Source organism: Streptomyces angustmyceticus (assembly GCF_040701845.1).
Lineage (GTDB): Bacteria > Actinomycetota > Actinomycetes > Streptomycetales > Streptomycetaceae > Streptomyces > Streptomyces angustmyceticus_A.
In genome coordinates this window covers 494411-520240 of the sequence record NZ_JBFBHQ010000004.1, presented here as the reverse complement: position 1 = coordinate 520240, position 25830 = coordinate 494411, and the positions used below count along the sequence as shown (strand labels likewise).

Genomic DNA, 25830 nt, shown 5'->3' with positions numbered 1-25830 from the left:
TGGCGTACCCGCTTTGGCGGTGTGACCGGCTACGTGTCCCCGGCGCCCCTCTCCAGGAGCGCGGTGAGGATCGCCTCGGCGTGTGTCCACAACAGCGAGCCGCCGGCGCCCGGTACGACATGGTGACGAGCGCCGGGAACACGGGTGGCGAGCCACGCTCCGTGGTCGGGAGAGTGGCTGCTGTCCTCCTCCCCGTACCAGATGTCGACCGGCACGGCGATCTCGTCGAGGGCGAACGGCCAGCGCCGCATGGCCAGGACCGTGTCCCGGGCGTAGCCGGCCGCACCCTGCACGAAGCCCTCGTCCAGGGCCCTGCGGTAGGCAGCCGCGAACCCGTCGTCCTGGTACACCGCGCGGTCACACGCAGGGCTCCCGCCCATGACCATGCGCCACATCGCCTCCGCACGGAAACCCGCGAAGAACGCCTCGGCACCTGCCGGGTCATCCGCGGCCCGCTCGACGAGACCACGCAGGTCGGCCGGGAGGACGGCAGCGAACTCCGGCGCGGCGACCTCGTCCGCAGCGGAGACCACCGCCAGAGCGGAGGCGACACCCGCCTCGGCGCAGGCCAGCGCGAACGGCGCACCTTGCGAGTTCCCCACCACAGCCGGTCGCCCCAGTCCCCGCAGCACACAGAGTTGCCCGACGTCACCGGCGAAGTCGGAGAAACCCCGGCCGGGTTCAGGACTGGAGACGCCAAGCCCCGGCCGGTCCACAGAGACCAGACGTACCCCCAGCGCCGGCACGACACCCGCACCGAAACCCAGCCACCGGCTCGTCCCCGCTCCCGGACACAACACCACGGGGACCCCGTCCGCCGGCCCCCACTCGGCCCATCCGAGCAACCGCCCGTCAGAAAGCCTGCACGCACCGACCCGCCCGGGATCGTCGACGTGGACAGCAGCCATGATCGCCATTATGAGGGGCCAACCGCACTGCCGATAAAGGGTTTTCGCTCCAGCAAGCGGGCGCGCCTCTGCCGCCCATCCGAGCGATGTCGCGGTGGACAGCCCCTCCGTCCGACCAGCAGCGGCAACGAGAACTTGCTCCGCCGGGTTCAAGCGCAACGCTGACGAAGAGACGTGCTCGTGCCGTACTCGGCGACGCAGCCGCGTTTCTGCCAAGAGCGCAAAGAAAGGCGCCCGACCCGGGCTTCTGCCCGTCAGGCGCCATCCGTTCGGCCCGCTCGGATCAGGGGCCGGGACCGGCCCACCGAAGGGGGCCGGTCACGCCGACGTGGTCAGGAGCAGGGCTTGTAGAAGTGCTTCCAGCCGTCGCCGGGCATGGCCGGCGGCTCGGAAGTGGTGCCGAACTCGCCGTACTTCACCTGCAGGTCGTAGTCGAAGTTCCCCGGACCGCTGCCCGGCTTCGTCAGGCGCACGTCCCGGTCCAGCCCTCCGTCACCGGAGTTGTTGAGGATCGCGAGGTCCGGGTACGCGTCACCGCCGTAGTTGGCGATCCGGAGCTGCTGCGCCTCGCCGTGATCGCCGATGTCGGAGTGCCGGGCCTTCGCGGAGGCCAGGTTCGCCCGCTTGAGGGGACCGGGACGGTACTGCGCCACGCGCGCCGTCGAGGGGTCGTCGCCGTCGGCCGGCTTGACGATGTTGACGACCATGTCCAGAGTGCCGTCGCGCTGGAAGTCGGCGACCGCGGCGGACGCGACCTCCCCCTTCTTCGCGCCGAGAAGGGCACGGACGGCGTACGGCTTGCCGAACGAACCGTTCCCGGACCCCCACTGGACCGTCATCTTGGTACCGGTCAGACCCGGGTTGCTGACCTTGTCCGCGTGACCGTCACCATCGAGGTCGCCGACCAGCGTCGTGGCACCGGCCAGGCACGGGGCCGGCTTGGCCGCCTTGCCGGACTGTCCCGTGCCGCCCGAGGCGGGCAACCCGGCCGCACCGGCCGGGGAACCGGCCACAGTCAGGGACACGGCGACAGCCGCGATCGGCGCGGCGATCAGACCTAAGCGCTTGCGAAGCATCTGCGAACTCCTCATGTCGTTGCTGCCAGGTGAGATGCCGGCGCCGTCCCCCGCGTTCATGCCCGGATCGCTGTATTACACAACCGTGACGCGCGCAGGAGGGAGGGCAGGACGGCGCAGGCAGCCCCTCACCCTCCTCCCCGCATCAGGCGGCTCACCCGGGGCCCAGGGACGGGGGTGAGCGCCCCCGGATGCACCTCATGCTCATCCACACGCCGTAGAGGTTCCCGCCCGTACTCAATTAGCCTTCTGTGCCTGCCAGTTGGTTCGGCTGGTTCGGGCCGTTCGCGGTTTCGGGAGGATGCGGTGTTCTCGTTCACGCTCGGGACGACGACGTTCAGGCGCCTCACGGTGGGAGTCGCGGCCGGCACTCTGCTGCTGCTCGGCCCGGCGCCCGTCGAAGCGGCGGCAGCAGCTCCGCCAGGTGTGCCGCCGGCTGGAGGTGCCGCGCCGGCACGGGCCGGCCTGACCTGTGGGAGCAGCACCAACCCGACCACCCTCTCCCACCTGGAAACGGTCACCTCCACCCGCGTCGGCCGGGCCACGGTGTCGCTGCGCGACGGTCGGCGTGGCGGCCGGATCTACCTCTGGGCGCTGATCACCGGTGCGAGCGCTCGTGACACGGTCCGGCTGGACTGGGCGGACGCCGGCCTGGGCGGCCGCCGGCACCGGTGTTCCGCCACCGTCCACCGCGGTTCGGACCAGCACACCGTGGCGGTCGCGTACGCGCAGAGCGGCGGCAGCCACCGCCAGTTCCGCGCCTGCGGTCACGGTGGCGGGGTCACGAAGTGCACGCGATGGGTTCCCTGACACAGGGACGACAGCCTTGGTCTTCAGCCGCTCGTCCGCGGCATCCCACCCATCCGCTCCCGTCACGGCCCACGCCGCCGGCGCCCGGCCGAACTCCACGCCGACAACGGGTACGACCACGACCACCTGCGCAGATGGCTCCGAGAGCGTGGCATCCGCCACCGCATCGCCCGTAAGGGTATCGAGTCCTCACAGCGGCCGGGCCGCCATCGCCGGGTGGTCGAGAGGACCGTCTCCTGGCTGGCCGGCTGCCGACGTCTGCACCGCCGTTACGAACACGAGGCCGCACACTTCCTCGCCTTCGTCGGCATCGCCGCAGCCCTCATCAACTACCGACGGCTCACCGGGTGAAGGCCTCGCACGGGTGCGAGACTGCCGCCATGACTATGCACCTCATCTCCGTCATCGGTAGTAGCCCTGGCGTCGGCAAGTCCACCCTGTGCGGTGCGGTGGCCCAGTGGCTTACCAGCGTCGGCGCATCGGTCGACCACTTCGAAGAGGCCGACATTCTCACACGGTCGGCCTTCCGGCCCGTGGCTGAAGAGTTCGCTGGTGGGGCTACCGCCGTCCGGCCTGCGACCTTAGTCGAGTGCACTCGTGCCTACGTCGCGGAATCACTCGCGGCGGGCAAGGACTACCTGGTGACGGATGCCCTTCTGCCGTTCATTCCGTCCCTTGTGGCATGGGGCCACGACGAGGGGGCTCTCGTCCACGTCATGGAAGAGCTGGCCCGAGCCGTGGTGCCGGCCCAGGTCACCGTGGTATACGTCCACGATAATCCGGAGGCGGCACTGCGGCGCGCAGTTGAGCGAGAAGGCAATGCCTGGGAAGACTGGTACGTGCGGAAGCTCGCTGGCTCCCCTGGTACTCGGGCTGTTCATGACCTCCCGTCCGCCGCCGCACATCTCCGCTTCGAGGCTGACCTGACCTGTCGTCTCCTGGCACAGACCCCATGGCACGTTCTGAGCCTGGATGTAGGAACACTCAATGCTCAGGAGGCACACGCCCACACCCAGCACCATCTGATGGACGTGCTGGGGTTGTCAGGACGACCTTCCACGTAGCAGTCGCCGCCATGCCCCAGCGGGCCCCGTCACGGCGTCTACCAGGGCACGACCTGCCCCTCGTAATCGACAAAGTGGAGACCGGTCTTTCCCCGGTGGCGCTCGATCGTCTCGGCCACGCCGGGAATGCTCTCCTCCACGCTGAGCTCGGCGCCGGGTCCCCCGAGTTCGGTGCGCACCCAGCCCGGGTCGACGAGCAGGAACGTGCGCCCGTCCTCGGCATAGCGGGCGGCGTAGCTGCGCATCAGCTGGTTCAGCGCGGACTTGCTGGCTCGGTACAGGTCCTGCCCGCCGCGGGTGTTCAGGGCGATGCTGCCCTGGTCGGAGGACATGATGCCGATGGTCCCGGTCGGCGCGACCAGCGGGCGGAGGGACTCCACGACGCGCATCGGGCTGAGCGCGTTGGTGGTCATGACCTCGGTGAACATGTCCGTCGGGACCTCGCCGATCGGGAGGTCGCCGCGGGTGATGGCGGCGTTGACGAAGAGCAGGTCGAGGGTGCGCTGTGTCAGGCGGTCGCGCAGAGCCGAGATCTGCTCGGGCTCGGTCATCTCCAACGTCTCGATGGTCAGCCGTCCTTCGGAGGCGTCGGCCAGGTCGTGGAGGCCGGTGCGCCGGCTGCCGCGCACCGTACCGATGACGTCCCAGCCGCGGCGGAGGTACTCGGAAACGAGCCCGAGGCCCAGGGTCCGGGAGGCCCCGACGACGAGGGCGGTCTTGCGGGTGTCGGTCATGTGATTCCCATCGTGGTCACAGGCGGTCGCGAGGCATGGCTCACGGCCGTCGCAGGTCGGTGATCGTTCGCCGCGCGGTGGGTCGGTCGCCTCGCGGAGCAACTGCCGCAGCGGGGATGCCGCACAGCGCAGTTGCACCGCAGCGCAGTTGCACCGCCGCGCAATTGCGTCGCAGCGGGGCCGCATCGGACCGGAGTTGCGCCGCAGCGGGCCGCGTTCAGCTGGTCAGGGCCTCCGGAAGGGAGCAGCCTCCCGCCACCAAGGGAGCAGGCTCCGGCTGTCGCTGCCGCCCGCCCACCGGAGTGGCGAGGACGATCATGCTTCAAGTCTCCGAGGGGTTCGGCCGTGCGTCCAATACCCTTTCGAGCAGATTGATACCTTCCAGGCATGGACTTGGATCTGCGAAAGCTCCGCTACTTCGTCGCGGTGGCCGAGCATCGGCAATTCGGCCGGGCCGCACAGGCGTTGTTCATCGCGCAGCCGGTCCTCAGCCGGCAGATCCGCGCGTTCGAGCAGGAGCTGGGCTGCCTGCTGTTCACACGGACCACGCGCAACGTGGAACTGACGCCTGCGGGGCGGCAGTTGTACGACGAGGCGCAGCGGATCACCACGGTGGTGGACACGGCGCTGCGACGCGTGCACGAGGCCGAGCGGGGCGAGCAGCGGCTGGTCATCGCCTTCTCGCCCGGCCTGCATGTGTCGGAAGCGATCCGGGCGTTCACGGCGAGCCACCCCGAGGTCGAGATCGATGTCTTCCCGCTGCGCTGGTGGGAGCAGGACGCGCCGCTTCGCGACGGCCGCGCGCACGTCGGGTACCTCCGGCGCCCCTTCGACGATTCGGGGCTGCGCACCGTCCCGATCGGCCACGAGACCAAGGTCGCGTGCCTGCCCGTGACGCATCCGCTGGCCGGCCGTCGCACACTCACGTCGGCGGATCTCGACGGTGAGCCGATCCTCGACGTCAGGACGCGACGGACGTCCTCTCTGGAGGAGAAGTTCGAGCTCATCGCCTCCGGGCAGGGCATCGCGCTCGTCCCCCTCACGGTCATGACCTCCTACTCCCGCCCCGACCTCGTCCACCTGCCCCTCACCGATGCCCTGCCCGTCGAGACCTGCCTGGCGGTACCGGAGAGCAACTGCACGGGACCCGTACGGGACTTCCTGGACATCGCCACCGCAACCCTGCGCCGTCCCTCCGCCGATGCGGAGAAGGAGTGAGCCGGGGGCCACGAGCAGGCAGCCGCGGAGGAACTGGGGTGGCCGCTGGGGGACCCCGCCCGTGCCCGTGATCGGCAATGGCATGGACGCGCGGGCCGGGACGATCTAGCGTCGGGGCAGCGACGGCGCCGCACATCCGCGCGCACCGCACCGGCATACGGGGAGACCATGTCCCACGAGAACGCGTCCAACGAGAGCAGCGAAGCGCCCGTCACCTTCGTCACCGGCGGGTCGAGCGGGATCGGGGCGGAGACCGTGCGCCGCCTGCTGGGCCTCGGCCACCGGGTCGCGGCGACCGGGCGCAGCGCGAAGAAGCTGGCCGTGCTGGCCGAGGCCGCGGCGGAGGAGGGCGCGGGCGACCGGCTGCTGACGTTCGAGGGGGACGCGGCGGACTGGGAGCAGGTGTCGTCGGCGGTCGAGGAGACCGTGCGGGTGTTCGGGCGGCTGGACTGCGCGATCGCCAACGCCGGGTACGCGACCAACGGCACCGTCGAGACCGGCGACCCCGAGGAGTGGCGGGGCATGGTGCTCACCAACGTCCTGGGTCCCGCACTGCTGGTGCGGGCGGCGCTCCCGGCGCTGAAGGCGTCGCAGGGCCGGATCGTGCTGGTCGGGAGTGTCGCGGGGGTCAAGAACACGCCCGGCAACCTGTACTCGATGACGAAGTTCGCGGTGACCGGACTGGCGGAGAACGTCCGCATGCTGACGACCGGTTACGGGGTCGGCACGACGCTCATCGCGCCGGGCCGGGTGCGGACGCCGTTCTGGGACGACCGCCCCGGCGGCGCCGACGCGGCGGGCCCGATGATCTCCGCCGAGCAGTTGGTGGACACCGTCGTTTGGGCGATCTCCCAGCCACCCGGCGTGGACGTGAACACGCTGGTGGTCCGGCCGATCGGCCAGACGAACTAGGGCGTGTCCGTGTGCCGGGCCGGTCAGTCGACCGTACGCCGCGCCCCCGACGCTCACTCGCGCCGGCCACCTGATCCGGAACGGCACGGAACCAAAGACGGCACCTAGTTCTGGATGCTCCAGGCACCCAGCATGCCCGCGGCGATGCGGCGGGCCAGGGTGGCGAAGTCCGCGTAGACGGCGGCGGCGTCCTTGTTCCTCGGCATCAGGGGCCGGAGGGGGCTGTCCGCCGCCAGTACCGCGGACAGCCTCTCCTTGTACGCGTTGTAGACCTTGGCGACGTCCGCACGCACCGCGCCGCCGCCCCACGTCATCGGAGCGGCGCGCAGCCGCTGGTCGTTGGTGGCCGCGATGGTGGCGACGTCCATGAGAAAGCAGTCGAGCAGGTCGGTGACGTCCTGTTCGCTCGCCTCCTCCTCCTGGTGGTGCACGTCCTCCACGAGCAGCTCGGCCATCTCCAGGGTGACATCGCGGTAGATCTGGTAGCGCGGTCCGTTGGGGACGACGGCGAGGATGTGGTCGGCCTGCTTCGCGCCCTGCGTGTTCATCGTGGGCGGACCGCCCCGGCGGTCCTCGTTCTCCAGTCCCGGTACGGGGAAGGGCAGGCCGTGGAACCCTGCTTCCTCGTTCGCGATCCCCCGGGCCGAGGCCAGCGGGTGGACCGCGAACTCGTGCGCGAGCATGCCCGTGAGGTAGCCGACGTCGTAGCTCTCGAAGTAGTAGGCGGCGAGCGTGACGGAGACGCCCTCGGCGCCCTTGTCGACGACTTCGGCGGGGGTCTCGGTGGTGCGCTTCTCCAAGGTGATGCGGCAGGTGCGGGTACCGACGTAGTTCGTGATGGTCGCGTGCCTGCCGAGCAGGTCGAGGACGCGGGTGGCCTTGGCCCGGTACTGCGCGTTGCTCTGTTCCAGGTTGGTGAACTGGAAGTTGCCGTGGGAGAGCGGGGCCCGCTGGACGACCGGCCCGGAGGCGCGCTGCACGACGCGCCCGCCCTGTCGCAGCGCGGCGCTGAGGGCCGCGTTGCCCGCGGTCCGCTGGAGAGCGAGGAGATCCCCCCGTGGTCCGTCCTCGCGTCGCGCGGCGGTCGGTACCGGAGTGCGAGGAGAGCGGCCGGCCGCTTCGGTGTCGTGATCGCTGGCGCGCATCGGAGCGAGATCCTTCGGGACGGGGATCGGGTATCACGTCCAGATATACGCGTCCGACGGACGCCGGTGAAGGTCCGCGCGGGCAGTCCCCGGCTGCCCTCATGGCCCACGACCGTGCCGCGAGGGCAACGGCGGACCGCCCCGGCACGGAGGGTCAAATGCGGGATGAGCAACCCTTGACTGAAGGTTGACCGCTTGGGTGGCGAGCCCTTGACGGGATGCGAACTACGTTCCCCGCATGCCTCTACGAACCCCGGCTCTGCCCTTGCTTCCGTACCGCAAGCCGACCCGCGGCCGGGACTACTGGGTGCTGGACGACGTGCTGCGGGACCCGGACGGCGTGCGGGAGCGTTGTCTGGCCAGGAGCGACTGGACCGAGGGTTACCCGCACAAGCCCGAGAGCTGGCCGGGCCTGCGCACCATGCCCGCGCTCGAACCCGGCGAACTGGCCCACGTCGAGAAGCTGGTGAGAAACGCGACCGGTGCCGCGGAGATCTGGGCCGAACGCGCGGCGGGCGGGGGTACCTTCCACCACAACTGCGTCCAGGTCGTCGGCGAGGGAGAGTGCGAGCCCCGGCCCCACACCGACTCCCGGAACCTCTGCCGGTACGCGGCCGTGCTCTACCTCAATCCCCTGGTACCCAAGGACTGCGGAACCAGCTTCTACCGGCAGAGCCTGCCGGGCGGCACCCTCGGCGGGAACCAGGTGGCTCCTCCGCACAACAACCTGGTCGACGCCCTCGGCACCCGCTTCGTCACGCCGGACTCCTTCACCGAGGACGTCCGCATCCCGCACCGTGCCAACCGCCTGCTGCTCTATTCCGCCAACCTGATCCACACAGCAACCCGCTACTGGGGCACCACCCTGCAGGACAAGCGGATGACGGCGGTCTTCTTCTGGATGGCCTGACCCAGGAGACCAGGGCAACCCACCGGTACGGCCGACGAGTCGGTGACACCGCGCCCGGCGCTCCAGGGTGTCGCGACATAGTCCCCGGCTGGACGGGGGTACCAGCCGGGGACCACATCGCGTGTGCCCCGCGGTTCCCCGCCGAAACACGCAACATGATCACGTGGCGTCCGTGGATTTCAGGGCTGGAAGAAATCGGCCAACGGCCGGGAAGCCAGACCTGCTCCGACCGCGACGAGCCCGGCCAGCAACCACACGGGAAGGTGGGCACCCGGTACGTACGCGAGGTGATGGAGGTGGTACCCGGCACCGAAGAGCCACGCCAGGCTCCCACCGATGACCAGGAAGTAGTGGTGTGACTCGCCCGCCAACCGCATGCCCGCCCACAACAGCAGCGGCATCACGATGACGAGTCCGAGCGCGAAGGTGACACACCATGTGCTCGTGCCGGCCCAAGCGTTGCCGGGGTCCGCCCGCCTCCTTTCCCGTACCGCGGCCAAGCCGATGCTGAGTATGAGGTGACAGACAAGGACAGCGACGGCGGTGACTGCCGCGCCCTTCAGGGGCCGTGCCACTCGAGAAGTCGTCATACTCCCCCATGCTTCCAGGAAGAGCTGCGTGGGTCCTCCCGAGACGTCCCGGTCGACTCCACCATCGTCCGCGGCCACCTTCGACTGCACGGAACCTGAGCGCGTCGCTCGCTTCTGGTACGAGGTGTGGGGGTGCGTCGTCCCGCCACCGCCGAAGGGGTTCGCCCCTTCCGCGTCTCACGGCGGCGCGTCACCGCGTGCTCGCTCCTGTCGGCGGATCTCCGCGAGGTCGGGAAGGCGGTCCAGCCCTCGTACGGCGCGGACGGTGCGGTGGTTGTGTTCCAGTCTGGCGCGGTGTCGGTCGAGGAAGGACCAGTAAGCGGCGGTGTAGGGGCAGGCGTGGGTGCCGGTTCGGTCGCCGGGGCGGTAGACACAGGGGCCGCACAGGTCGCTCATGCGGTTCACGTAAGCGCCGCCGGAGGTGTAGGGCTTGGTGGTCATGCGGCCGCCGTCGGCGTATTGGGACATGCCGACGACGTTGGGGACCATCACCCAGTCGTAGCCGTCGACGAAGCAACGGTGGAACCAGTCCGTGACGGCCGCCGGGTCCCAGCCGTGCTGGAGTGCGTAACTGCCCAGGATCATCAGCCGGGGGATGTGGTGGGTCCATCCCGAGTCGCGTACCTGGGCCAGCACCGTCTTGAGGCAGCGTGCGCGTACGTCGTCCGCGTCCAGGTCGTTCCACCAGTCGGGCAGCGGGGCGGTGTGCCGCAGCACGTTCGAGTGCCGGTACTCCTCACCGAAGTACCAGTACAGCTGCCATACGTACTCCCGCCAGCCGGCGACCTGGCGGACAAAGCCCTCCACGCTGTTCAGCGGGGCACGGCCCGCGCGCCACGCCGCTTCGGCCTGCTCGACGCACTCGGCGGGATCGAGCAGGCCGAGATTGAGCGCGGCCGACAGCAGGCTGTGACTCAGGACGGGGTCGGCGGCGAGCATCGCGTCCTCGTACGGACCGAACGTGGCGAGCCGGTGATCGATGAAGCGCCGCAGGGCTCGTCGTGCCTCGGCGCGGGTCGCGGGGAAGAAGCGCGGTCCGTCCCGTCCGACGAACGACACGTCACCGTCCCGCTCCCAGCGGTCGAGGTCGTGGCGGACCTCCTCATCGATGTCGTCCTCACGCGGCCGGTAGGGGGCGGCGACGGGCAGGGCAGGCGTCTCGCGCGGCGGGGGCTCCCGGTTGTCGTGGTCGTAGTTCCACCGGCCGCCGACCGGGGCGTCGCCGTCCATCAGCACGTCATGGCGCCGCCGCACCCACCGGTAGAAGTCCTCTTGGCGCAGTCGGTCACCGCCGCGCCCGTCCGCCCATGCCGCGAAGTCGTCCATGGGCACCAGGAATCCGCGCGCGGGGCCCACGGTGACCTGCGGCAGCGAACGCACCAGCTTCACGGCCGCGTACGAGGTGGGATGGTGCACGGTCACCCGGTCGCCGCCCGCCACCCGTTCCAGCGCCTCCCGGTAGGTGTCCGCGCGGACGTAGGTGACCCGGTCACCGAGTTCGGCCGCCCGGTGACGCATCGCGGAGAGCACCAAATGGGCCTTGGCACGGTGGAAGCGCCGGCGCCGGAACACCGACCGGGCCTCGACCATCAGCAATGGTTCATCGCGGGTGAGCCCACTGTCCCGCGAGGGCCGCAGGAAGTGCGGTCCCAGCTGATCGCCGAAGAGCCAGTGCGTCACAGCGTTCCTTCGTTCCCTTCCAGGGGGCCGCCTTCACCGGTTGTTGCAGGGGCGGGCGGGGTCTCAGCTGCTGCGGACGTCTGCCAGGACCTCCCGGGCGGCCCGGCTGCCCGAGGCCAGAGCGCCCTGCACCGAGCCGGTCGCCCGGTGGTCACCGCAGACGTACCGTCCCTTCGCGAAACGGGTGCTGCGGCTGAGCGGCCACGGCGGGCGCATCGCGGGCAGCGCATCCACGAGGGTGTACGTCGCCACGAGCCGCCAGGGCGAGGTGTCCGTGCCGTACAGCTCCGCCAGCCGCCGGCGCACCGCGACCTCGGCGCCCGGCGGATCGCCACCGAGTACGGAGGTCGACACCAGGGCGGTGCCCGGCGGCGCGTACGTCGTGGTGACCTCGGTGAGCACACAGGTGTTGAGCACGGCCAGGGTGCTGTCGACGACGAGGGTCGGTTCCGGCAGGGGGGAGGTCTCGGCCGCGTGGTAGTAGGTGGTGACGGTCCGCCCGCGGGGCACGGGCAGGCCGGGAAGCAACCGGGCTGCGCCGGCGGCGTCCGTGGCGACGACCACCACCTCCGCGGGGCGTTCGGTGCCGTCGCGCAGCAGCACTCCCCCCTCCGTGACGGCCGCGACGGGAGATTCGAGCCGCACGGTGCCGTCGGGCAGCCGGTCGGCGAGGAGGCGCGGCACGCTGCCGATGCCCCGCGCGGGCAGGCAGAGGGTACCGCGGGCCATGCTGCGCCACACCAGATGGAAGAACCGGGCCGACGTCTCCAGCTTCTTGTCCAGGAACACACCGGAGAGGAAGGGCCGCAGCAGATGGTCCACCGCTTCCGCGGACAGGCCGCTGCCGGACAGCGCGTCAGCGGTGCTGCGGTCCCCGCCACGCTTGAGGAGGGCGGGAGGAGCCAGCATGTCCCGAGCGGTCAGGGCGGCCAAGGCCGCGAGGTCACGTGCGCCCAGGACGCGTCCGGGCAGGAGGTTGCCCGCCTCGCGGGGGCGCCGGGTGGGGTCCGTGAGCCGCGCGACGCCCGTGGGGGTGTGGGCCAGCACGCCGGGGGTGAACGGCCGCAGCCGCAGGTCCCGCAGCGGCAGGCGGCGTTTCACCTGCGGATAGGCGGTGTTGAACACCTGGAAGCCGCGATCCAGGACGAAGCCGTCCCGGTGGTCCGTGCGCATGCGACCGCCGACCTCATCGCCCGCTTCGTGCAGTTCCACGTGCAGCCCCGCACGGCTGAGGTCGAGCGCACAGGCCAGTCCGGCAAGCCCTCCCCCGATGACGACCACATCGCCGCGCCGGCTGCGCCGACCTGCCATGGCCATGGGTGGTCTCCTTCGTTTCGGTCAGCTGTGACGAGCACCTGTGGGGCGACGTCGTCGAGTGCGGTCGAGTGCGTTGAGTTCGGCCTTCGCCAGGACCGAGCCCGGTCGTCAGCGAGGTCTTGCGCCGTGTCCTGAGCCCTTTGCTCCGGGTGGGGTTCTCCTTGTGGGCGGCCATGACCTCGTCCGGCAGGTCGGCGTCGTGTCCGCCCGGGCGACCTGCCCCGGGGCACGGTGCCACCGGCCGGCGAGAAACCGGCCGGGACGACGGGCGCAGTGCTCGCCGAGCCCGGCCGCCGTGATCGTCCCGCCTTTCCGGGCGGGAGTGTGGGTGCCACGCCCGGCGCCCGACAGGTGGGGCAATTCGTACGAGCAGGTGTTATGGGGGCGCCCGTTCCGGAAGTCGTGAACCCGACATGTTCGGCGTCCTGCGAGCTGCCCGGAAAGCCGATTGCGACCCGACCCGGGTTCATTTGATCCGGTCCGGCCTGTACGGCATCCGCATCGACGCCCCTTGGCCGGACTGCGACCCTTCCCCCCTCACGCGGAATTGTGCGCAAAGTGTGCAGTGCCGATAGCCCGGCCGACGTGCCGCAGTGACCCCTGCGAGCTGCGATTGTGAGGGAATCGGAGTCATTAGTTTTACCAATGTTTACCTGGCGGCCACCATAGTTGGGCCTACTGTGGCCCAGCTTGTTCAGACAAGTTGTCGGACAAGCTCACCCCCCACGTGCATCCCCTGAGCGGCCCCGCATGAACCCCCTCAACCCTCTGTGCGTACCCCTGGAGAGACCGTGACCGTGTTCCAGCCGAGGACCGCCGTCCTCACCGGCGTCCTCGCCGTCGCCTCACTCGCCCTCAGCGCCTGTGGTGCTGACTCCGACGCGTCGGGCTCCGACGGCGGAAAGAGCGCGGCCACCGCGACCACGGCCGAGGCCCTCGGCGGTATCGACGCGCTGGCCGAGGCGGCCAAGAAGGAGGGCACGCTGCATGCGATAGCACTCCCCCGCGACTGGGCCAACTACGGCGCCCTGATCGACGGCTTCACGAAGAAGTACGGCATCAAGGTCGAGGTCGAGAACCCGAAGGGCGCCAGCCAGGACGAGATCAGCGCGGTCACCTCGCGCAAGGACAAGGGCAACGCGCCCGACGTCCTCGACCTCGGCAGCTCCTTCGCGCAGACCGCCGCCCAGGATGGGCTGCTCGCGCCCTACATGGTCGCCGGTTTCGCCGACATCCCCGATGTCCAGCGAGACTCGATCGGCCGCTGGGCGAACGACTACGGCGGCTACATCTCCTTCGGCTGCGACGCCAAGCGGGTGCAGACCTGCCCGACCAGCTTCAAGGACCTGCTGGAGCCGCAGTACAAGGGGAAGATCGCGCTCAACGGCAACCCCACCCAGTCGGGTTCGGCCTTCGGCGCCGTGTACGCGGCCGCCCTGGCCAACGGCGGCTCCTTCGACGACATCCAGCCCGGCATCGACTTCTTCAACAAGCTGAGAAGGAGCGGCAACTACACGCCGGTCCAGTCCACCCCGGCCACCATCGCCAGCGGCAAGACGCCGATCAGCATCGACTGGGACTACCTCAACGCCGCGCACACCAGCGCGTTCAAGTCCAGGGGCCTGGACTGGAAGGTCGTGGTCCCCTCGGAAGGCAAGTTCTCCCAGTACTACTCGCAGGCCATCAACAAGGATGCGGCGCACCCCGCGGCCGCGCGCCTGTGGCTGGAGTACCTCTACAGCACCGAGGGCCAGAACCTCAGGCTCAAGGGCTTCGCCCGCCCGGCTCTGATGACCGCCATGAAGAAGGCCGGCACGCTCGACAAGACCGCGGCGGCGAAGCTGCCGAAGGTCTCCGGTACACCGGACTTCCCGACCGAGACCCAGCAGGGCAACGCCAAGGGCGTCATCGCCCAGAGCTGGGGCAAGGGCGCTTCCTGACCACGACGCAGACCCGGCCCGACGTGGTGCCCGCCGCTTCCTGCCGGTGGCGGGCACCACGCGGTGGGTGCGACGCCGGCCCGTAGCCGGACCGCGGGGGCGTTCCCGGCCCGGGCCGGGAACGCCCCCGCGGACGTGGCGGGCGGAAGAGGGTCAGGCGAGGTCGACGAGGAGGTCGCCGCCCTCCACCTGTTGGATCTGGTTGATGGCGAGGCGGGCCACCCGGCCGGACTTCGGGGCGGTGATGGCGGCTTCCATCTTCATCGCCTCGATGGTGGCCACCGTGGTGCCGGCCTCCACCTCGTCGCCCTCGGCCACCGCGAGCGTCACCACTCCGGCGAACGGTGCGGCGACATGGCCGGGGTTGGCCCGGTCGGCCTTCTCCGTCACCGGTACGTCGGTCGCCGCCGCGGTGTCACGTACCTGGATCGGCCGCAGCTGGCCGTTCAAGGTGGACACCACGGTGCGCATACCGCGCTCGTCGGCCTCGCCGACGGCCTCCAGCTCGATCAGGAGCCGTACGCCCGGCTCCAGGTCGATGGCGTACTCCGTGCCGGAGCTGAGCCCGTAGAAGAAGTCCTGGCTGTCCAGCACGCTGGTGTCGCCGTAGGCCTGACGGTGGGTATCGAAGTCGCCCGCCGGACCGGGGAACAGCAGCCGGTTGAGGGTGGTGCGGCGGTCCTTCTCCAGTCCGGTGCGGTCGTCCGCGGTCAGTTCCTGCACGGGCCTGGGCTCGGCGCGGCCCTCCAGCGCCTTGGCGCGGAACGGCTCCGGCCATCCGCCGGGCGGGTTGCCCAACTCGCCGCGGAGGAAGCCGATGACGGAGTCGGGGATGTCGAACTCGTTCGGCGTCGCCTCGAAGTCCTCCGGCTTCACCCCGGCGCCCACCAGGTGCAGGGCCAGGTCCCCGACCACCTTGGACGACGGGGTCACCTTCACCAGGTGTCCGAGGATCCGGTCGGCGGCGGCGTACATCGCCTCGATGTCCTCGAAGCGGTCGCCCAGGCCGAGCGCGACTGCCTGGGTGCGCAGGTTGGACAGCTGGCCGCCGGGGATCTCGTGGTGGTACACGCGGCCGGTCGGCGAGGCCAGGCCCGCCTCGAACGGCGCGTAGATCCTGCGGACGCTCTCCCAGTACGGCTCCAGGTCCCCGACCGCCTTGAGGTCCAGTCCGGTGGGCCGCTGGGAGTGGTCGGTCGCGGCCACGATCGCCGACAGCGAGGGCTGCGAGGTGGTGCCGGCCATGGACGCCACGGCGCCGTCCACCGCGTCCGCGCCGGCCCGGATCGCCGCGAGGTAGGTGGCGAGCTGGCCGCCCGCGGTGTCGTGGGTGTGCAGGTGCACCGGCAGGTCGAACTCGCGGCGCAGAGCCGATACGAGCGTCTCGGCGGCCGGGGCCCTGAGCAGTCCCGCCATGTCCTTGATGGCCAGGACCTGGGCGCCGGCGTCCACGATCTGCTCGGCCAGGCGGAGGTAGTAGTCGAGGGTGTACAGCCGCTCGGACGGGTCGGACAGGTCGGAGGTGTAGCAGAGGGCGACCTCGGCGACGGCCGTCCCGGTCTCCCGTACGGCGTCGATGGCGGGCCGCATCTGCCCGACGTCGTTGAGCGCGTCGAAGATCCGGAAGATGTCGATGCCGGTGGCCGCGGCCTCCCGTACGAAGTGGTCGGTCACCTCGGTCGGGTAGGGCGTGTAGCCGACGGTGTTGCGGCCCCGGAGCAGCATCTGCAGGCAGATGTTGGGTACGGCCTCGCGGAGTGCGGCCAGGCGCTCCCAGGGGTCCTCGGCGAGGAAGCGGAGTGCGACGTCGTAGGTGGCGCCGCCCCAGCACTCCAGGGACAGCAGTTCCGGCATCGTCCGGGCCACCACCGGGGCGACGGCGAGCATGTCCTTGGTGCGGACGCGGGTGGCGAGCAGTGACTGGTGGGCGTCGCGGAAGGTGGTGTCGGTGACGCCGATGACCGGTGACTCCCGCAGCCACCGGGCGAATCCGTCCGGGCCCAGCTCGGCGAGGCGCTGCCGGGAGCCGGCGGGCGGTTCGGCGGCGGGCAGGGGCGGCAGCTTGGTGACCGGGTCGATCAGCTCGGGCCGTGGGCCGTGCGGCTTGTTGACCGTCACGTCCGCGAGGTAGGTGAGCAGCTTGGTGCCGCGGTCGGCGGAGTGGCGCGCGGTGAGCAGGTGCGGGCGCTCTTCGATGAACGAGGTGGTGACCCGCCCGGCGCGGAAGTCCGGGTCGTCGAGCACGGCCTGCAGGAACGGGATGTTCGTGGCCACGCCGCGGATGCGGAACTCGGCCACCGCGCGGCGGGCCCGGCCGATGGCGGTGTTGAAGTCCCGGCCCCGGCAGCTGAGCTTGACCAGCATCGAGTCGAAGTGGGCGCTGATCTCCGTACCGGCGTGCGTGGTGCCGCCGTCGAGACGGATGCCCGAGCCGCCCGGCGACCGGTAGGCGCTGATCCTGCCGGTGTCCGGACGGAAGCCGTTGGCGGGGTCCTCGGTGGTGATACGGCACTGCAGCGCGGCGCCGTGCAGGGCGATGGCGTCCTGTGTGAGGCCGAGATCGGCCAGCTTCTCGCCCGCGGCGATGCGCAGCTGCGCCTGCACCAGGTCGACGTCGGTGACCTCCTCGGTCACCGTGTGCTCGACCTGGATGCGCGGGTTCATCTCGATGAAGACGTGGTTCCCGTCGCGGTCGAGCAGGAACTCGACGGTGCCCGCGTTGCGGTAGCCGATCTGCTGGGCGAACCGTACGGCGTCGGCGCAGATCCGCTCGCGCAGCTCGGGGTCGAGGTTCGGCGCGGGCGCGAGTTCGATCACCTTTTGGTGCCGGCGCTGGAGCGAGCAGTCGCGCTCGAAGAGGTGGATGACGTTGCCGTGCCCGTCGGCGAGGATCTGCACCTCGATGTGGCGGGGGTCGACGACGGCCTTCTCCAGGAAGACGGTGGGGTCGCCGAACGCGGATGCGGCCTCGCGGGCCGCCGCCTCGATGGATTCGCGCAGCGTGTCGCGGTCCTCGACACGGCGCATGCCGCGTCCGCCGCCGCCGGCGACCGCCTTGACGAACACCGGGAAGCCGATGTCCTCGGCGGCACGGACCAGTTCGTCGACGTCGGTGGAGGGCTCCGAGGAACCGAGCACCGGTACGCCGGCGGCCCGCGCGGCGGCCACCGCGCGGGCCTTGTTCCCGGTCAGTTCGAGGATGTCCGTGCTCGGCCCGACAAAGGTGATGCCCGCCTCCTCGCAGGCACGCGCGAGGTCGGGGTTCTCGGACAGGAACCCGTAGCCCGGGTACACCGCGTCCGCGCCGGCCCGGCGCGCGGCGCGGACGATCTCCTCCACGGAGAGGTAGGCACGTACCGGGTGCCCCGGCTCGCCGATCTCGTGGGCCTCGTCGGCCTTCAACCGGTGCAGCGAATTGCGGTCCTCGTGCGGGAAGACGGCCACGGTCTTCGCGCCCAGCTCGTAGCTGGCACGGAAGGCGCGAATCGCGATCTCACCACGATTGGCGACCAGTACCTTGCGGAACATTCTCGATCCCTTCAGCCTGCCGTCGACGGACACCCTGGTGTCCGCCACGGGCAGATCGTCGCCGGACCCGCAGTGACTTGTTACCGGACCGGTCCTCATCATTCGGGTAGCTGACATCAAGATCCGGACCCTACCTGGACCCACGCTCTGCCGACGGCCGTCACAGCCGCCGTTTCAGCAGGTCAGCACCACTATGAGCGCTGCACCACCGGCAGATCAAGGACTCGCTGCCGAGCGACTCGCCGATCGGGCGGGCCGCCGGCCCGCGAGGCCCCCCACCTGCGCCGGCCGCCCTGTGTCAGCGCGGGCAGCGGGCGGTATTGTCGGGCAGCTTTCCCCCGACCAGATACCGGTCGACGGCACGGTCGGTGCAGGTGGACGGGTCCGCCGAGGCGTACGCCGCGTGTCCCTGGCCGTTGCGGATGAGCAGCGAGCTGTGGGCCAACTGCCGGTGCACCGTCTGCGCGTTCTCCAGCGGAGTCTGCACATCGTCGGTGTACGACACCAGGAGCACCGGCGCGGCACCGGATGCCTTGATCGGCTCGGCCACGCCCGTGGGGGCGACCGGCCAGGTCGCGCAGTCGATCATCTGCCAGGCGAAGTGACGCCCGAAGAGCGGCGACTGCTCGGCGAACGAGTCGGCCGTGGCCAGCATCTCCTTCGGGGACTTCGGCGCGGACGGGGAGTCCAGGCAGAGCACCGCGGGCATGCTCACGGACTCGTTCTCCTCGGCCTGCTTCTCCTGCGGCGTCGGCTTCCCGCCACCGCTCTCGCCGTTTGCCGCGGCGTCGAAGCGGTCGAAGGCGGTCGCGTCCCCGTGCAGGGCGGCCACCAGCGCCTTGGTCAGCGGCTCCCAGCTCTTTTCGTCCGTCACGGCCGTCCCGAGGTACGTGGACAGGGCGCCGTCGGTGAATTCCTCGCCGTCGGCCCCGCGCAGCGGCTTCCGCTCCAGCTTCCTGGCGAACTCGGTGAGCCGGCGCCGGATCTCCCCGGCCGTGGCTCCCAGCCGGTCGTCGCCGCGTGCGACGAGGTTGCGGGCGTAACGGCGCATCGCGTCATCGGACGTCTTGATGTCGAGCCGGGCGACCTTCTGCATGTCGGCGGCGGGGTTGACGACGCTGTCGAGCACCATCCGGCCCACCTTGTCCGGGAACAGCTTCATGTACTGCTGGCCGAGGAAGCTGCCGTAGGAGTACCCGGTGTAGTTCAGCTTGGCGTCGCCCAGGACCGTACGGAGCACATCGAGGTCGCGCGCGACGCTCACGCTGTCCATGTGCGCGAGAACCGGGCCGCTCGCCCTCTTGCAGGCCTGGGCCTGCTCGGTCGCGTCGGCGAAGGCCCGCTTGGCCTCCGTTTCGGTGCGCGGCAGGCTCTCGGGCTCCTGCGGCGCGCCGTCGGGGCACTTGACCTGCCCGGAGGCGCCTATGCCGCGGGGGTCGAAGCCGACCAGGTCGTAGCGGGCCCTGGCCTCCTTGCCGGCCTGCCAGTTTCCGTCGGCCACGTCGGCCGCGCCGCCGGCGCCGGGCCCGCCGGGGTTGAAGAGCAGCGACCCCAGCCGATGGCTGCGGTCCTCGGCCCGCACCCGCGACACCCGCAGTTTGAGGGTCTTGCCGTCCGGGGCGGCGTAATCGACCGGGACCTTCACCCAGCCGCACTCCGCGCCGGGCACGGTCTTGGCGGTGACGTCCGCGCCGCAGGCCGTCCACTGGACCTTCTGCTGGGTGAAGCGCGCGGGCAGCACCGGGGCGGACGTGTTCCGGCCCTTGGCCTGGTCGGGCTGGGAGGCCGCGGCGCCACCGACGGCGCCGGCCGTCACCACTGTGGTGGCGGCCAGGACACCGGCCGTGAGGGCCATGGACTTGCGGGCTATGGGCATCGCCTTCTCGCTCTCTCGGTAACCCCCGGGGGAGCATGCGCACAAGCGTCGCCACATGGCTATTGGCCCCGTCACAGTCGGCCGCGAGTTATACGCGGTGTCGACGGGAGAACACACCTCGAAGCGGTCGTGGCGGAGCCGGCATCACGCTGGGGCGATGCCCGGGGCACGCTGAGTGGGGTGGCGCGCCCAGCGGGCGATCAGGCGGGGCTCCGGGCCGGCGGCCCGGTCGGCGCCTTTCACCGGCCCGGGCCCGCGCTGCTCCGGCGAGGACCGGTGACCGCGCCGCGGCGTCAGGTGAGTGCCGCGCCCACCAGTGCGGCGGTCTTGGCGACGAGGGGGTTGTCCGTCGGGCCCTGCGGGTCGTACTTGGTCGACAGGACGGCGAGGACGAGCGGCGGGCGTCCGGGAGGCCAGACGACTCCCACGTCGTTGGCGACCCCGTACTGCGTACCGCCACCGGTCTTGTCCGCCAGCCTCCAGTCGGCGGGAAGACCGGCGCGGAAACGCTCCCCGTTGGTGGTGTTGGCGACCAGCCAGCCGGTCAGCCGGTTCCGGTCCTCGGCGGGGAGAGCGTCACCCACGACGAGACGGGCGTAGGTCCGCCCGATGGCACGAGGGGTGGTGAGGTCGGTCGTCCGCCACGGCTCCGCCGTGTTCAGCTCGGGCTCCCACCGGTCGAGACGCGTGGTGCCGTCGCCGATCGAGCGGCAGAAGCGGGTGATCGCGGTCGGCCCGCCCAGCTCACGCAGCAGGAGATTCCCCGCCCCGTTGTCGCTCTGGGAGACGGCGGCGGCACACAGGTCCTCGACCGTCATGCCCCGGGCGACGTTCTCCGGCTTGCCCGTGATCGGGGCGTAGCCCGAGTCGGTGACGTACTTCTCGGTGTACCGGATCCGCTTGGCGAGGAACTCACCGTTGTGGTCCAGGTCGCGCAGGACGGCCGCGGCGGCGAGCGACTTGAACACCGAGCACATCGCGAAGCGTTCGTCCGCGCGGTGGTTCACGGTCCGGCCCGTGGCCGTGTCGTAGGCGAACACGCCGAGCCGCGCGGAGTACTCCTGTTCCAGGTCCCTCAGTCGCCCAACGAGGCCTTCCCTTCCGGGCGTTGCGGCGTGGGCCGTGCCCGGCAGGGCTGCCGCGAGCGCCGTGCCCGCCCCGAGGGCCAGCACCGCGCGGCGAGAGCGGCGGGATCCTGTGGTCTCCAAGGTCGTACTCTCCTCGTTCCTACGGTCATGACGGCTTCTCTGCGGTCACGACGACTGCCTTCGCTGTCCAAGAGGCCGGGAAAAGCCGCTTGGTTCCCTTTCAGGGCTTTTCTGTAGGAATGCCCACGCCGGCCACCGCGGCCCCCGGGAGCGGTGCGCTCAGAAGCTCGGCGGGGTCTCGGCCCACACGCAGACGGCGGGCACCTCACCGGGATTGTGGTAGCGGTGCGGCGTGGAGGACGGGAAGCTGACGCAGTCGCCCGGCCGCAGGCGGTGGTGGACGCCGTCGACCCAGTAGTCCAGTTCCCCGCTCAGCATGACGCCGACCTCCTCGCCCGTGTGGGAATGCGGCCGGTCGCCGGACGTTGCGCCCGGGGCAACCTCCAGGAGCATCATCTCCAGCCGGCCGCCGTGCTCAGGATTGAGGAGGGTGTAGGTGACGCCCTCCACGCCGGCCCGGGTGAGCTCGACCCGCTGATCGGGGCGGGTCAGGACGCGGTGCCCACGGTCGACGGCGCGGAAGAGTCTGCTGAGGGTCGTACCGAGGGCTTCGACGATCGTCCGCAGGGTGTTGATCGTCGGGCTGTTCACATCGCGCTCGACGTTGCTGAGATAGCTGCGGGACAGCCCCGTCCTGTCCGCGAGCTGCTCCAAGGTGAGCCCCCGCTCCAGGCGTTCCCGGCGCAGGTGCCGACCGATCCCCTCGTCAGCCGCTCCCTGCGTCCCGGCCGGGTTCTCGTCGGCTGTCACGCCACCCACCCCCTCCTCGCATCCAGTAAAGAGCACGCTGCGTCCACTATAGGCGTTGCCCGTGTGTCGCATATCTTGTACGTTCCATCCTCAATACACGACATCCGTCTCCCCGCTTCCCGTCTGCGCCCGGCGCACCTTGGAGGGCCCCATGCACCCCGACGACCTGCCGTCCATCCGGCGCGAGGCCCGCGCGCTACCCGAACTCCGGCTCCGGCACAGCGCGTTGGAGCACAATGTGCGCCTCATGGCCGACTGGTGCCGCGAGCACGGAGCCGAGCTCTGCCCCCACATCAAGACCACCATGACCCGCCCCGTCGTCGAGCAGCAGCTGACGGCCGGGGCCTGGGGCGTCACGGTGGCCACAGCGCGGCAGGCCGCAGTGGCACGGGGCTGGGGCGTGACCCGCATCCTCCTCGCCAACCAGGTGATCCACTCCTCGGACCTCGCACTCCTGCGCCGCCTTCTCGACGAGGCCCCGGACCTTGAACTCTTCTGCCTCATCGACTCCCCGACGGGCCTGGACCTCGCCTCAGCGGCCATGCGTGACAGCGGCAATCCGCTGCGGGTGCTCGTCGAGGTCGGCGTGCCGGGCGGCCGGGCCGGGGTGCGCGACATCGCCGAGGCGTACGAGCTCGGTGCGGCCGCCGCCAAGGCGCCGTCCGGAGTCCTCCTGGCAGGTGTGGCCGGATACGAGGGGGTGCGCCCCAACGTCCGTGACGCGGCGACGCTCGCCGCCGTCGACGAGCACTGCCGCACGGTGGCCGAGGCCTTCGCATCCCTGACACCCCTGTACGAGACCGCGGAACCGGTCTTCAGCATGGGTGGTTCGGCCTTTCCCGACCGCGTCGTCCGCGCCGTGGCGGAGCTCCGGAACCGGCACGCCGGCATCCCCCTGGTCTCCGTGCTCCGGTCCGGCTGCTACGTCACCCACGACCACGGCACCTACGCACGGATCTCGCCGCTGCCCGGCCTGCGTCCGGCCCTGACGGTGGGCGCCACCGTGCTCTCCGCGCCCGAGCCCGGAACCGCCGTCGTCGGGGCCGGCAAGCGCGAGCTCCCCTACGACGCCGGGCTGCCCATCGTCCTCGGGGCGCGCTCGGCCGCCGGCGCCCCGCGCGCCGCGGCGCGGGCCACCGCGGCACAGATCTACGACCACCATCTGGTCCTCACCGACGCACAAGACCTCCACGTGGGCGACGAGGTCGAACTCGGCATCTCCCACCCGTGCTCGGCCTTCGACCGATGGCCCGACATTGCGGTCGTCGACGATGAGGGGGAGGTCCGCGACGTGTGGCATCCGCAGTTCCGTTGACGGCTCGGGGTCGAGGGGTGACGGCCGACGGCTGCGAGGCCGACGAGTGCGAGCCAGGATCCGCCGTCGCGCCGCGCCCTAGCCGATATCGGGCGCGGACCGTACCTCGATCCCGTCCCCGGTCCGCTCCATCTCCAGCACGACGAGCTCGTTGCGCCCCCGCCGCCACAGATGGCTCGGTGCGTAGAGGGTGACCTGCGGCCCGAGGGACCAGTACCGGCCGAGGGCGAATCCGTTGAGCCAGACCATGCCCTTGTCCCAGCCCGGAAAGGCGAGGAAGCCGTCCGCGGGAGTGTCGACATGGACCCGGGCCCGGTGGAACGCGGGGCCGGTCGGCGTGTCGTCGCCGGTGAATTTCAGGGGTGAGAGGTTGTCCAGCGTCAGCCGGCGGATCTCCCAGTCGTGCAGCTCCTCGTCGTCGAGGAGGACCTTGCCGCTGATTCCCTTGGGGTCGTTGAGGCCCTGGCCGAAGTTGATCCGCCCCGTGGGGTCCACCAGGAGATCGAGGGTGGTGGACGTACCGGCCACGGTGACGTCGAGGGTGTGGTCCGGCTGGTTGCGGTCGAAGGTGCCGATGCGCTCGCCGTCGCCGAACACCAGCGCACGGTCGCCCAGGCCCGTGAGCCGCAGCCGTCTGGTCCCCTGCGGTCCGTGCACCCGGGTGCGGTAGTGGATCAGTCCGTGTGCCTGGCCGAGTGCCTCCATGTGGACGGGGGCGGTACGCCGTACCGGAGTGCTCAGCGCGTCGAGGGACGCCATCAACGGCACCGACTCGCGCACGGCGATCCGCTGGGCGGGCATGCGGGGCGGCGTGGCCGGCAGGGGCGTGTCCGGCACGGTGGTGTATTTGGCGAGCACCTCGCGCACCGCGTGGAATTTCTCGGTGAGTTCGCCGGATTCGCTGATCGGTGAGTCGTAGTCGTAGCTGGTGACGGTGGGCTGATAGGCGCTGCCGGTCAGATTGGCGCCCGCGTACCAGCCGAAGTTCGTTCCGCCCACCGCCATGTAGAAGTTGACCGACGCCCCCGCTGCGAGCATCTTCTCCACATCGGCGGCGGTCTGCGCCGGGTCGGTGGTGTGGTGGGGCTCGCCCCAGTGGTCGAACCAGCCGTCCCAGAACTCCGTGCAGAACAGGGGTTTGTCCGGCTGGAAGGCGCGCAGCTCCGCGAAGGGTCCGGTGGGGTCCCCGGCGAAGTTGACGGTGGACAGGAGGTCGGGAAGGCTGCCGGCCTTCAGCGCTTCCTGGGTGGCTCCGTTCGAGCAGAACAGCAGGCTGTCGATGCCCTGTGCCCGCATGGTGTCCCGCAGATGCTCCAGGTATGCGTGATCGTCGCCGTAGCTGCCGTACTCGTTCTCGACCTGCAGGGCGATGACGGGGCCGCCGCGGGTGGCCTGCAGATCGACGAACCGGGGCAGGAGTTCGGCGAACCAGGTGTCGACGGCCCGCTCGAACGCGGGGTCGGAGCGGCGCAGCGGCGCGTCCTTGTCCTTGAGGAGCCAGGCCGGCAGACCGCCGAAGTCCCATTCCGCGCAGATGTACGGGCCGGGTCGCACGATCACCTTGAGCCCGACCTCGTCGGCGGTCCGTATGAAGGCGGCGACGTCGCGCCATCCGGTGAAGTCGGCCTTCTTCTCGTACGGTTGGTGGAAGTTCCAGGCGACGTAGGTTTCCACCGTGTTCAGGCCCATGGCCCGCATCCGTGTCAGCCGGTCGCGCCAGTCCTTGGGGTGCGTCCTGAAGTAGTGGAAGGCGCCCGCGAGGATCCGGAACGGCTTGCCGTCCAGCAGGAATTCGTCTCCGCGGAGGGTCAGGCCCCTCGGGTCCTCCGCCTGGGCGAGGGCGGTCCGGCCGCTGCCCACGGCGACGCCCAGGGAGGCGGCCCCCACCATGGCCGCGCTCAGGAATCCACGTCGACTGAATGGCGCCATATCTGCACTCCTCGGCTCGACAGATCGTCACCCACGACGCGTACATGTTCGGTCATGGGCGTTTCTGTGCAGTGAGAGTGTTCTGTAGAACAGAAACGAGCACAAGGGTTCGTGACGGAACACGGGGAAACACGGCGCGATCGAGGCGCCTACGAACTGCCGGGCGGGGACGCGCCGTTCGGGCTCCCGGGCGCACCGCCACGTGGCACTGCGCGGCGGCCACCTGCCCGTGCACCGTTACGGGGCCGCGCCCGTCACGTGGTCGCGCGCGCAGGGCTCCGTCGGCCGGTGGCGTGGGGAGCGGGGGAGATCAACAGCTTGGCGTGGAGCCGGGGGCCCACGGCGGTCACGGCGACGGCGACGACGGCTGCGGTGATCACCTGGGCTTCGGCCACATAGGGATCGATCAGCATCTGGAGCAGCAGCGCGGCGGCGATCAGGCCGAGCTTGGCGCCCATCACCCGGGGTGCCGACAGGGTGGGGCGGGCCGAGGGGTGCGCGCCCTTGGCCCGCGCGCGGTACGCGAAGCGGATCTGCAGCGGGATGGTCAGCAGGAGGCACAGCACCCGGACGACGAATGCTCGGGTGTCGTCGGCGGCGTGCGGGTTCATGAGGTGCCCGAGGGCAGCACCGGCGGCGAGGGCCGCCGCGACGATCAGGATCCGGGCGGCGATCAGACGGGCCAGCGCCCGGCGGGGGTGCGCGGACTCGTGGAACGCGGCGGCGAGCGTCCGGTTGGTCCGCAGGAGCAGGGGCGGGAGGAGCAGGAGGAGGAAGGCCGCGCGCACGGCGTGGGCCCAGGCGGGCTCGCCGGTCTCCCCCAGCCACATGAAGGCGAGGACCGCGCCGGCCACGGCGTAACCCCTGCGGACGGCCCGGGCGGCCGGTTGCCGTTGCGGGTTCATGAAAGCGGCTCCTTG

General features: G+C 70.7%; 20 protein-coding genes and 1 pseudogene. 8 read left to right on the top strand and 13 right to left on the bottom strand.

The features are described from left to right. Window positions 1-29 precede the first annotated feature (29 nt). Both AB0411_RS13015 and AB0411_RS13010 read right to left on the bottom strand, forming a co-directional pair. On the bottom strand, window positions 30-908 hold the full coding sequence (locus tag AB0411_RS13015; protein ID WP_366417330.1) for an alpha/beta fold hydrolase: 879 nt from the start codon (window positions 906-908) through the stop codon (window positions 30-32). Between the two features lie 332 nt (window positions 909-1240). Beyond that, window positions 1241-1984: an FG-GAP repeat domain-containing protein gene (locus AB0411_RS13010; protein WP_366417329.1), complete on the bottom strand. Its 744-nt coding sequence runs from the start codon at window positions 1982-1984 to the stop codon at window positions 1241-1243. 306 nt (window positions 1985-2290) lie between these two features. On the opposite strand from AB0411_RS13010, the gene AB0411_RS13005 reads away from it, so the two are divergent. The 3 genes and pseudogenes from AB0411_RS13005 to AB0411_RS12995 all read left to right on the top strand — a co-directional run bounded on the left by AB0411_RS13005 (window position 2291) and on the right by AB0411_RS12995 (window position 3858). After that, window positions 2291-2794: a hypothetical protein gene (locus tag AB0411_RS13005; RefSeq protein ID WP_366417328.1), complete on the top strand. Its 504-nt coding sequence runs from the start codon at window positions 2291-2293 to the stop codon at window positions 2792-2794. Window positions 2795-2803: 9 nt separating this feature from the next. Continuing rightward, a pseudogene (locus AB0411_RS13000) lies at window positions 2804-3145 on the top strand (transposase); the annotation flags it as partial. A gap of 29 nt (window positions 3146-3174) precedes the next feature. After that, complete coding sequence (locus AB0411_RS12995) at window positions 3175-3858, top strand: hypothetical protein (protein ID WP_366417327.1); 684 nt, start codon at window positions 3175-3177, stop codon at window positions 3856-3858. Window positions 3859-3896: 38 nt separating this feature from the next. Here AB0411_RS12995 and AB0411_RS12990 read toward each other — a convergent pair whose 3' ends face one another. Further along, entirely contained in the window at window positions 3897-4592 is a 696-nt protein-coding gene (locus AB0411_RS12990; RefSeq protein ID WP_366417326.1) for an SDR family oxidoreductase, read from the bottom strand. A gap of 387 nt (window positions 4593-4979) precedes the next feature. Between AB0411_RS12990 and AB0411_RS12985 the strand changes: the two genes are divergently transcribed. Beyond that, entirely contained in the window at window positions 4980-5810 is an 831-nt protein-coding gene (locus tag AB0411_RS12985) for a LysR family transcriptional regulator (RefSeq protein ID WP_366417325.1), read from the top strand. A 168-nt stretch (window positions 5811-5978) separates the two neighbouring features. Next, window positions 5979-6722: an SDR family oxidoreductase gene (locus AB0411_RS12980; RefSeq protein ID WP_366417324.1), complete on the top strand. Its 744-nt coding sequence runs from the start codon at window positions 5979-5981 to the stop codon at window positions 6720-6722. A gap of 104 nt (window positions 6723-6826) precedes the next feature. On the opposite strand, the gene AB0411_RS12975 is transcribed toward AB0411_RS12980, so the two are convergent. Next, window positions 6827-7867 (bottom strand): hypothetical protein, encoded by a 1041-nt coding sequence (locus AB0411_RS12975; protein ID WP_366417323.1) that lies wholly within the window; start codon window positions 7865-7867, stop codon window positions 6827-6829. Between the two features lie 238 nt (window positions 7868-8105). Between AB0411_RS12975 and AB0411_RS12970 the strand changes: the two genes are divergently transcribed. After that, entirely contained in the window at window positions 8106-8777 is a 672-nt protein-coding gene (locus AB0411_RS12970; RefSeq protein WP_366417322.1) for a DUF6445 family protein, read from the top strand. Window positions 8778-8956: 179 nt separating this feature from the next. Here the strand turns inward: AB0411_RS12970 and AB0411_RS12965 are convergent, their stop codons facing one another. The 3 genes from AB0411_RS12965 to AB0411_RS12955 form a co-directional block, all read right to left on the bottom strand. Further along, a complete protein-coding gene (locus tag AB0411_RS12965; protein ID WP_366417413.1) occupies window positions 8957-9367 on the bottom strand; it encodes a hypothetical protein in 411 nt (136 codons plus the stop codon). 177 nt (window positions 9368-9544) lie between these two features. Beyond that, window positions 9545-11047, bottom strand: a complete 1503-nt coding sequence (locus AB0411_RS12960) for a cryptochrome/photolyase family protein (RefSeq protein WP_366417321.1) — start codon at window positions 11045-11047, stop codon at window positions 9545-9547. Window positions 11048-11110: 63 nt separating this feature from the next. Further along, complete coding sequence (locus AB0411_RS12955; protein WP_366417411.1) at window positions 11111-12358, bottom strand: NAD(P)/FAD-dependent oxidoreductase; 1248 nt, start codon at window positions 12356-12358, stop codon at window positions 11111-11113. 797 nt (window positions 12359-13155) lie between these two features. On the opposite strand from AB0411_RS12955, the gene AB0411_RS12950 reads away from it, so the two are divergent. Then, on the top strand, window positions 13156-14304 hold the full coding sequence (locus AB0411_RS12950; protein WP_366417320.1) for an ABC transporter substrate-binding protein: 1149 nt from the start codon (window positions 13156-13158) through the stop codon (window positions 14302-14304). A gap of 153 nt (window positions 14305-14457) precedes the next feature. On the opposite strand, the gene AB0411_RS12945 is transcribed toward AB0411_RS12950, so the two are convergent. The 4 genes from AB0411_RS12945 to AB0411_RS12930 all read right to left on the bottom strand — a co-directional run bounded on the left by AB0411_RS12945 (window position 14458) and on the right by AB0411_RS12930 (window position 21666). Then, window positions 14458-17832, bottom strand: coding sequence for a pyruvate carboxylase (locus AB0411_RS12945; RefSeq protein ID WP_366417410.1), 3375 nt, complete (start codon window positions 17830-17832; stop codon window positions 14458-14460). Window positions 17833-18130: 298 nt separating this feature from the next. Next, window positions 18131-19708 (bottom strand): alpha/beta hydrolase, encoded by a 1578-nt coding sequence (locus AB0411_RS12940; RefSeq protein WP_366417319.1) that lies wholly within the window; start codon window positions 19706-19708, stop codon window positions 18131-18133. A gap of 293 nt (window positions 19709-20001) precedes the next feature. Next, window positions 20002-20916 carry a class A beta-lactamase gene (bla, locus tag AB0411_RS12935; protein WP_366417318.1) on the bottom strand — a complete coding sequence of 305 codons (915 nt, stop codon included), beginning with the start codon at window positions 20914-20916 and terminating at the stop codon, window positions 20002-20004. A 159-nt stretch (window positions 20917-21075) separates the two neighbouring features. Further along, window positions 21076-21666 (bottom strand): helix-turn-helix domain-containing protein, encoded by a 591-nt coding sequence (locus AB0411_RS12930; protein WP_366417317.1) that lies wholly within the window; start codon window positions 21664-21666, stop codon window positions 21076-21078. 151 nt (window positions 21667-21817) lie between these two features. Here AB0411_RS12930 and AB0411_RS12925 point away from each other — a divergent pair, with 151 nt between their 5' ends. Continuing rightward, the gene (locus tag AB0411_RS12925; protein WP_366417316.1) at window positions 21818-22981 is read left to right on the top strand and encodes an alanine racemase; all 1164 of its coding nucleotides are present in this window, start codon (window positions 21818-21820) and stop codon (window positions 22979-22981) included. Between the two features lie 78 nt (window positions 22982-23059). Here AB0411_RS12925 and AB0411_RS12920 read toward each other — a convergent pair whose 3' ends face one another. Continuing rightward, window positions 23060-24910, bottom strand: a complete 1851-nt coding sequence (locus tag AB0411_RS12920) for a glycoside hydrolase family 35 protein (protein WP_366417314.1) — start codon at window positions 24908-24910, stop codon at window positions 23060-23062. Between the two features lie 254 nt (window positions 24911-25164). Further along, complete coding sequence (locus AB0411_RS12915; protein WP_366417313.1) at window positions 25165-25815, bottom strand: hypothetical protein; 651 nt, start codon at window positions 25813-25815, stop codon at window positions 25165-25167. Window positions 25816-25830 lie beyond the last annotated feature (15 nt).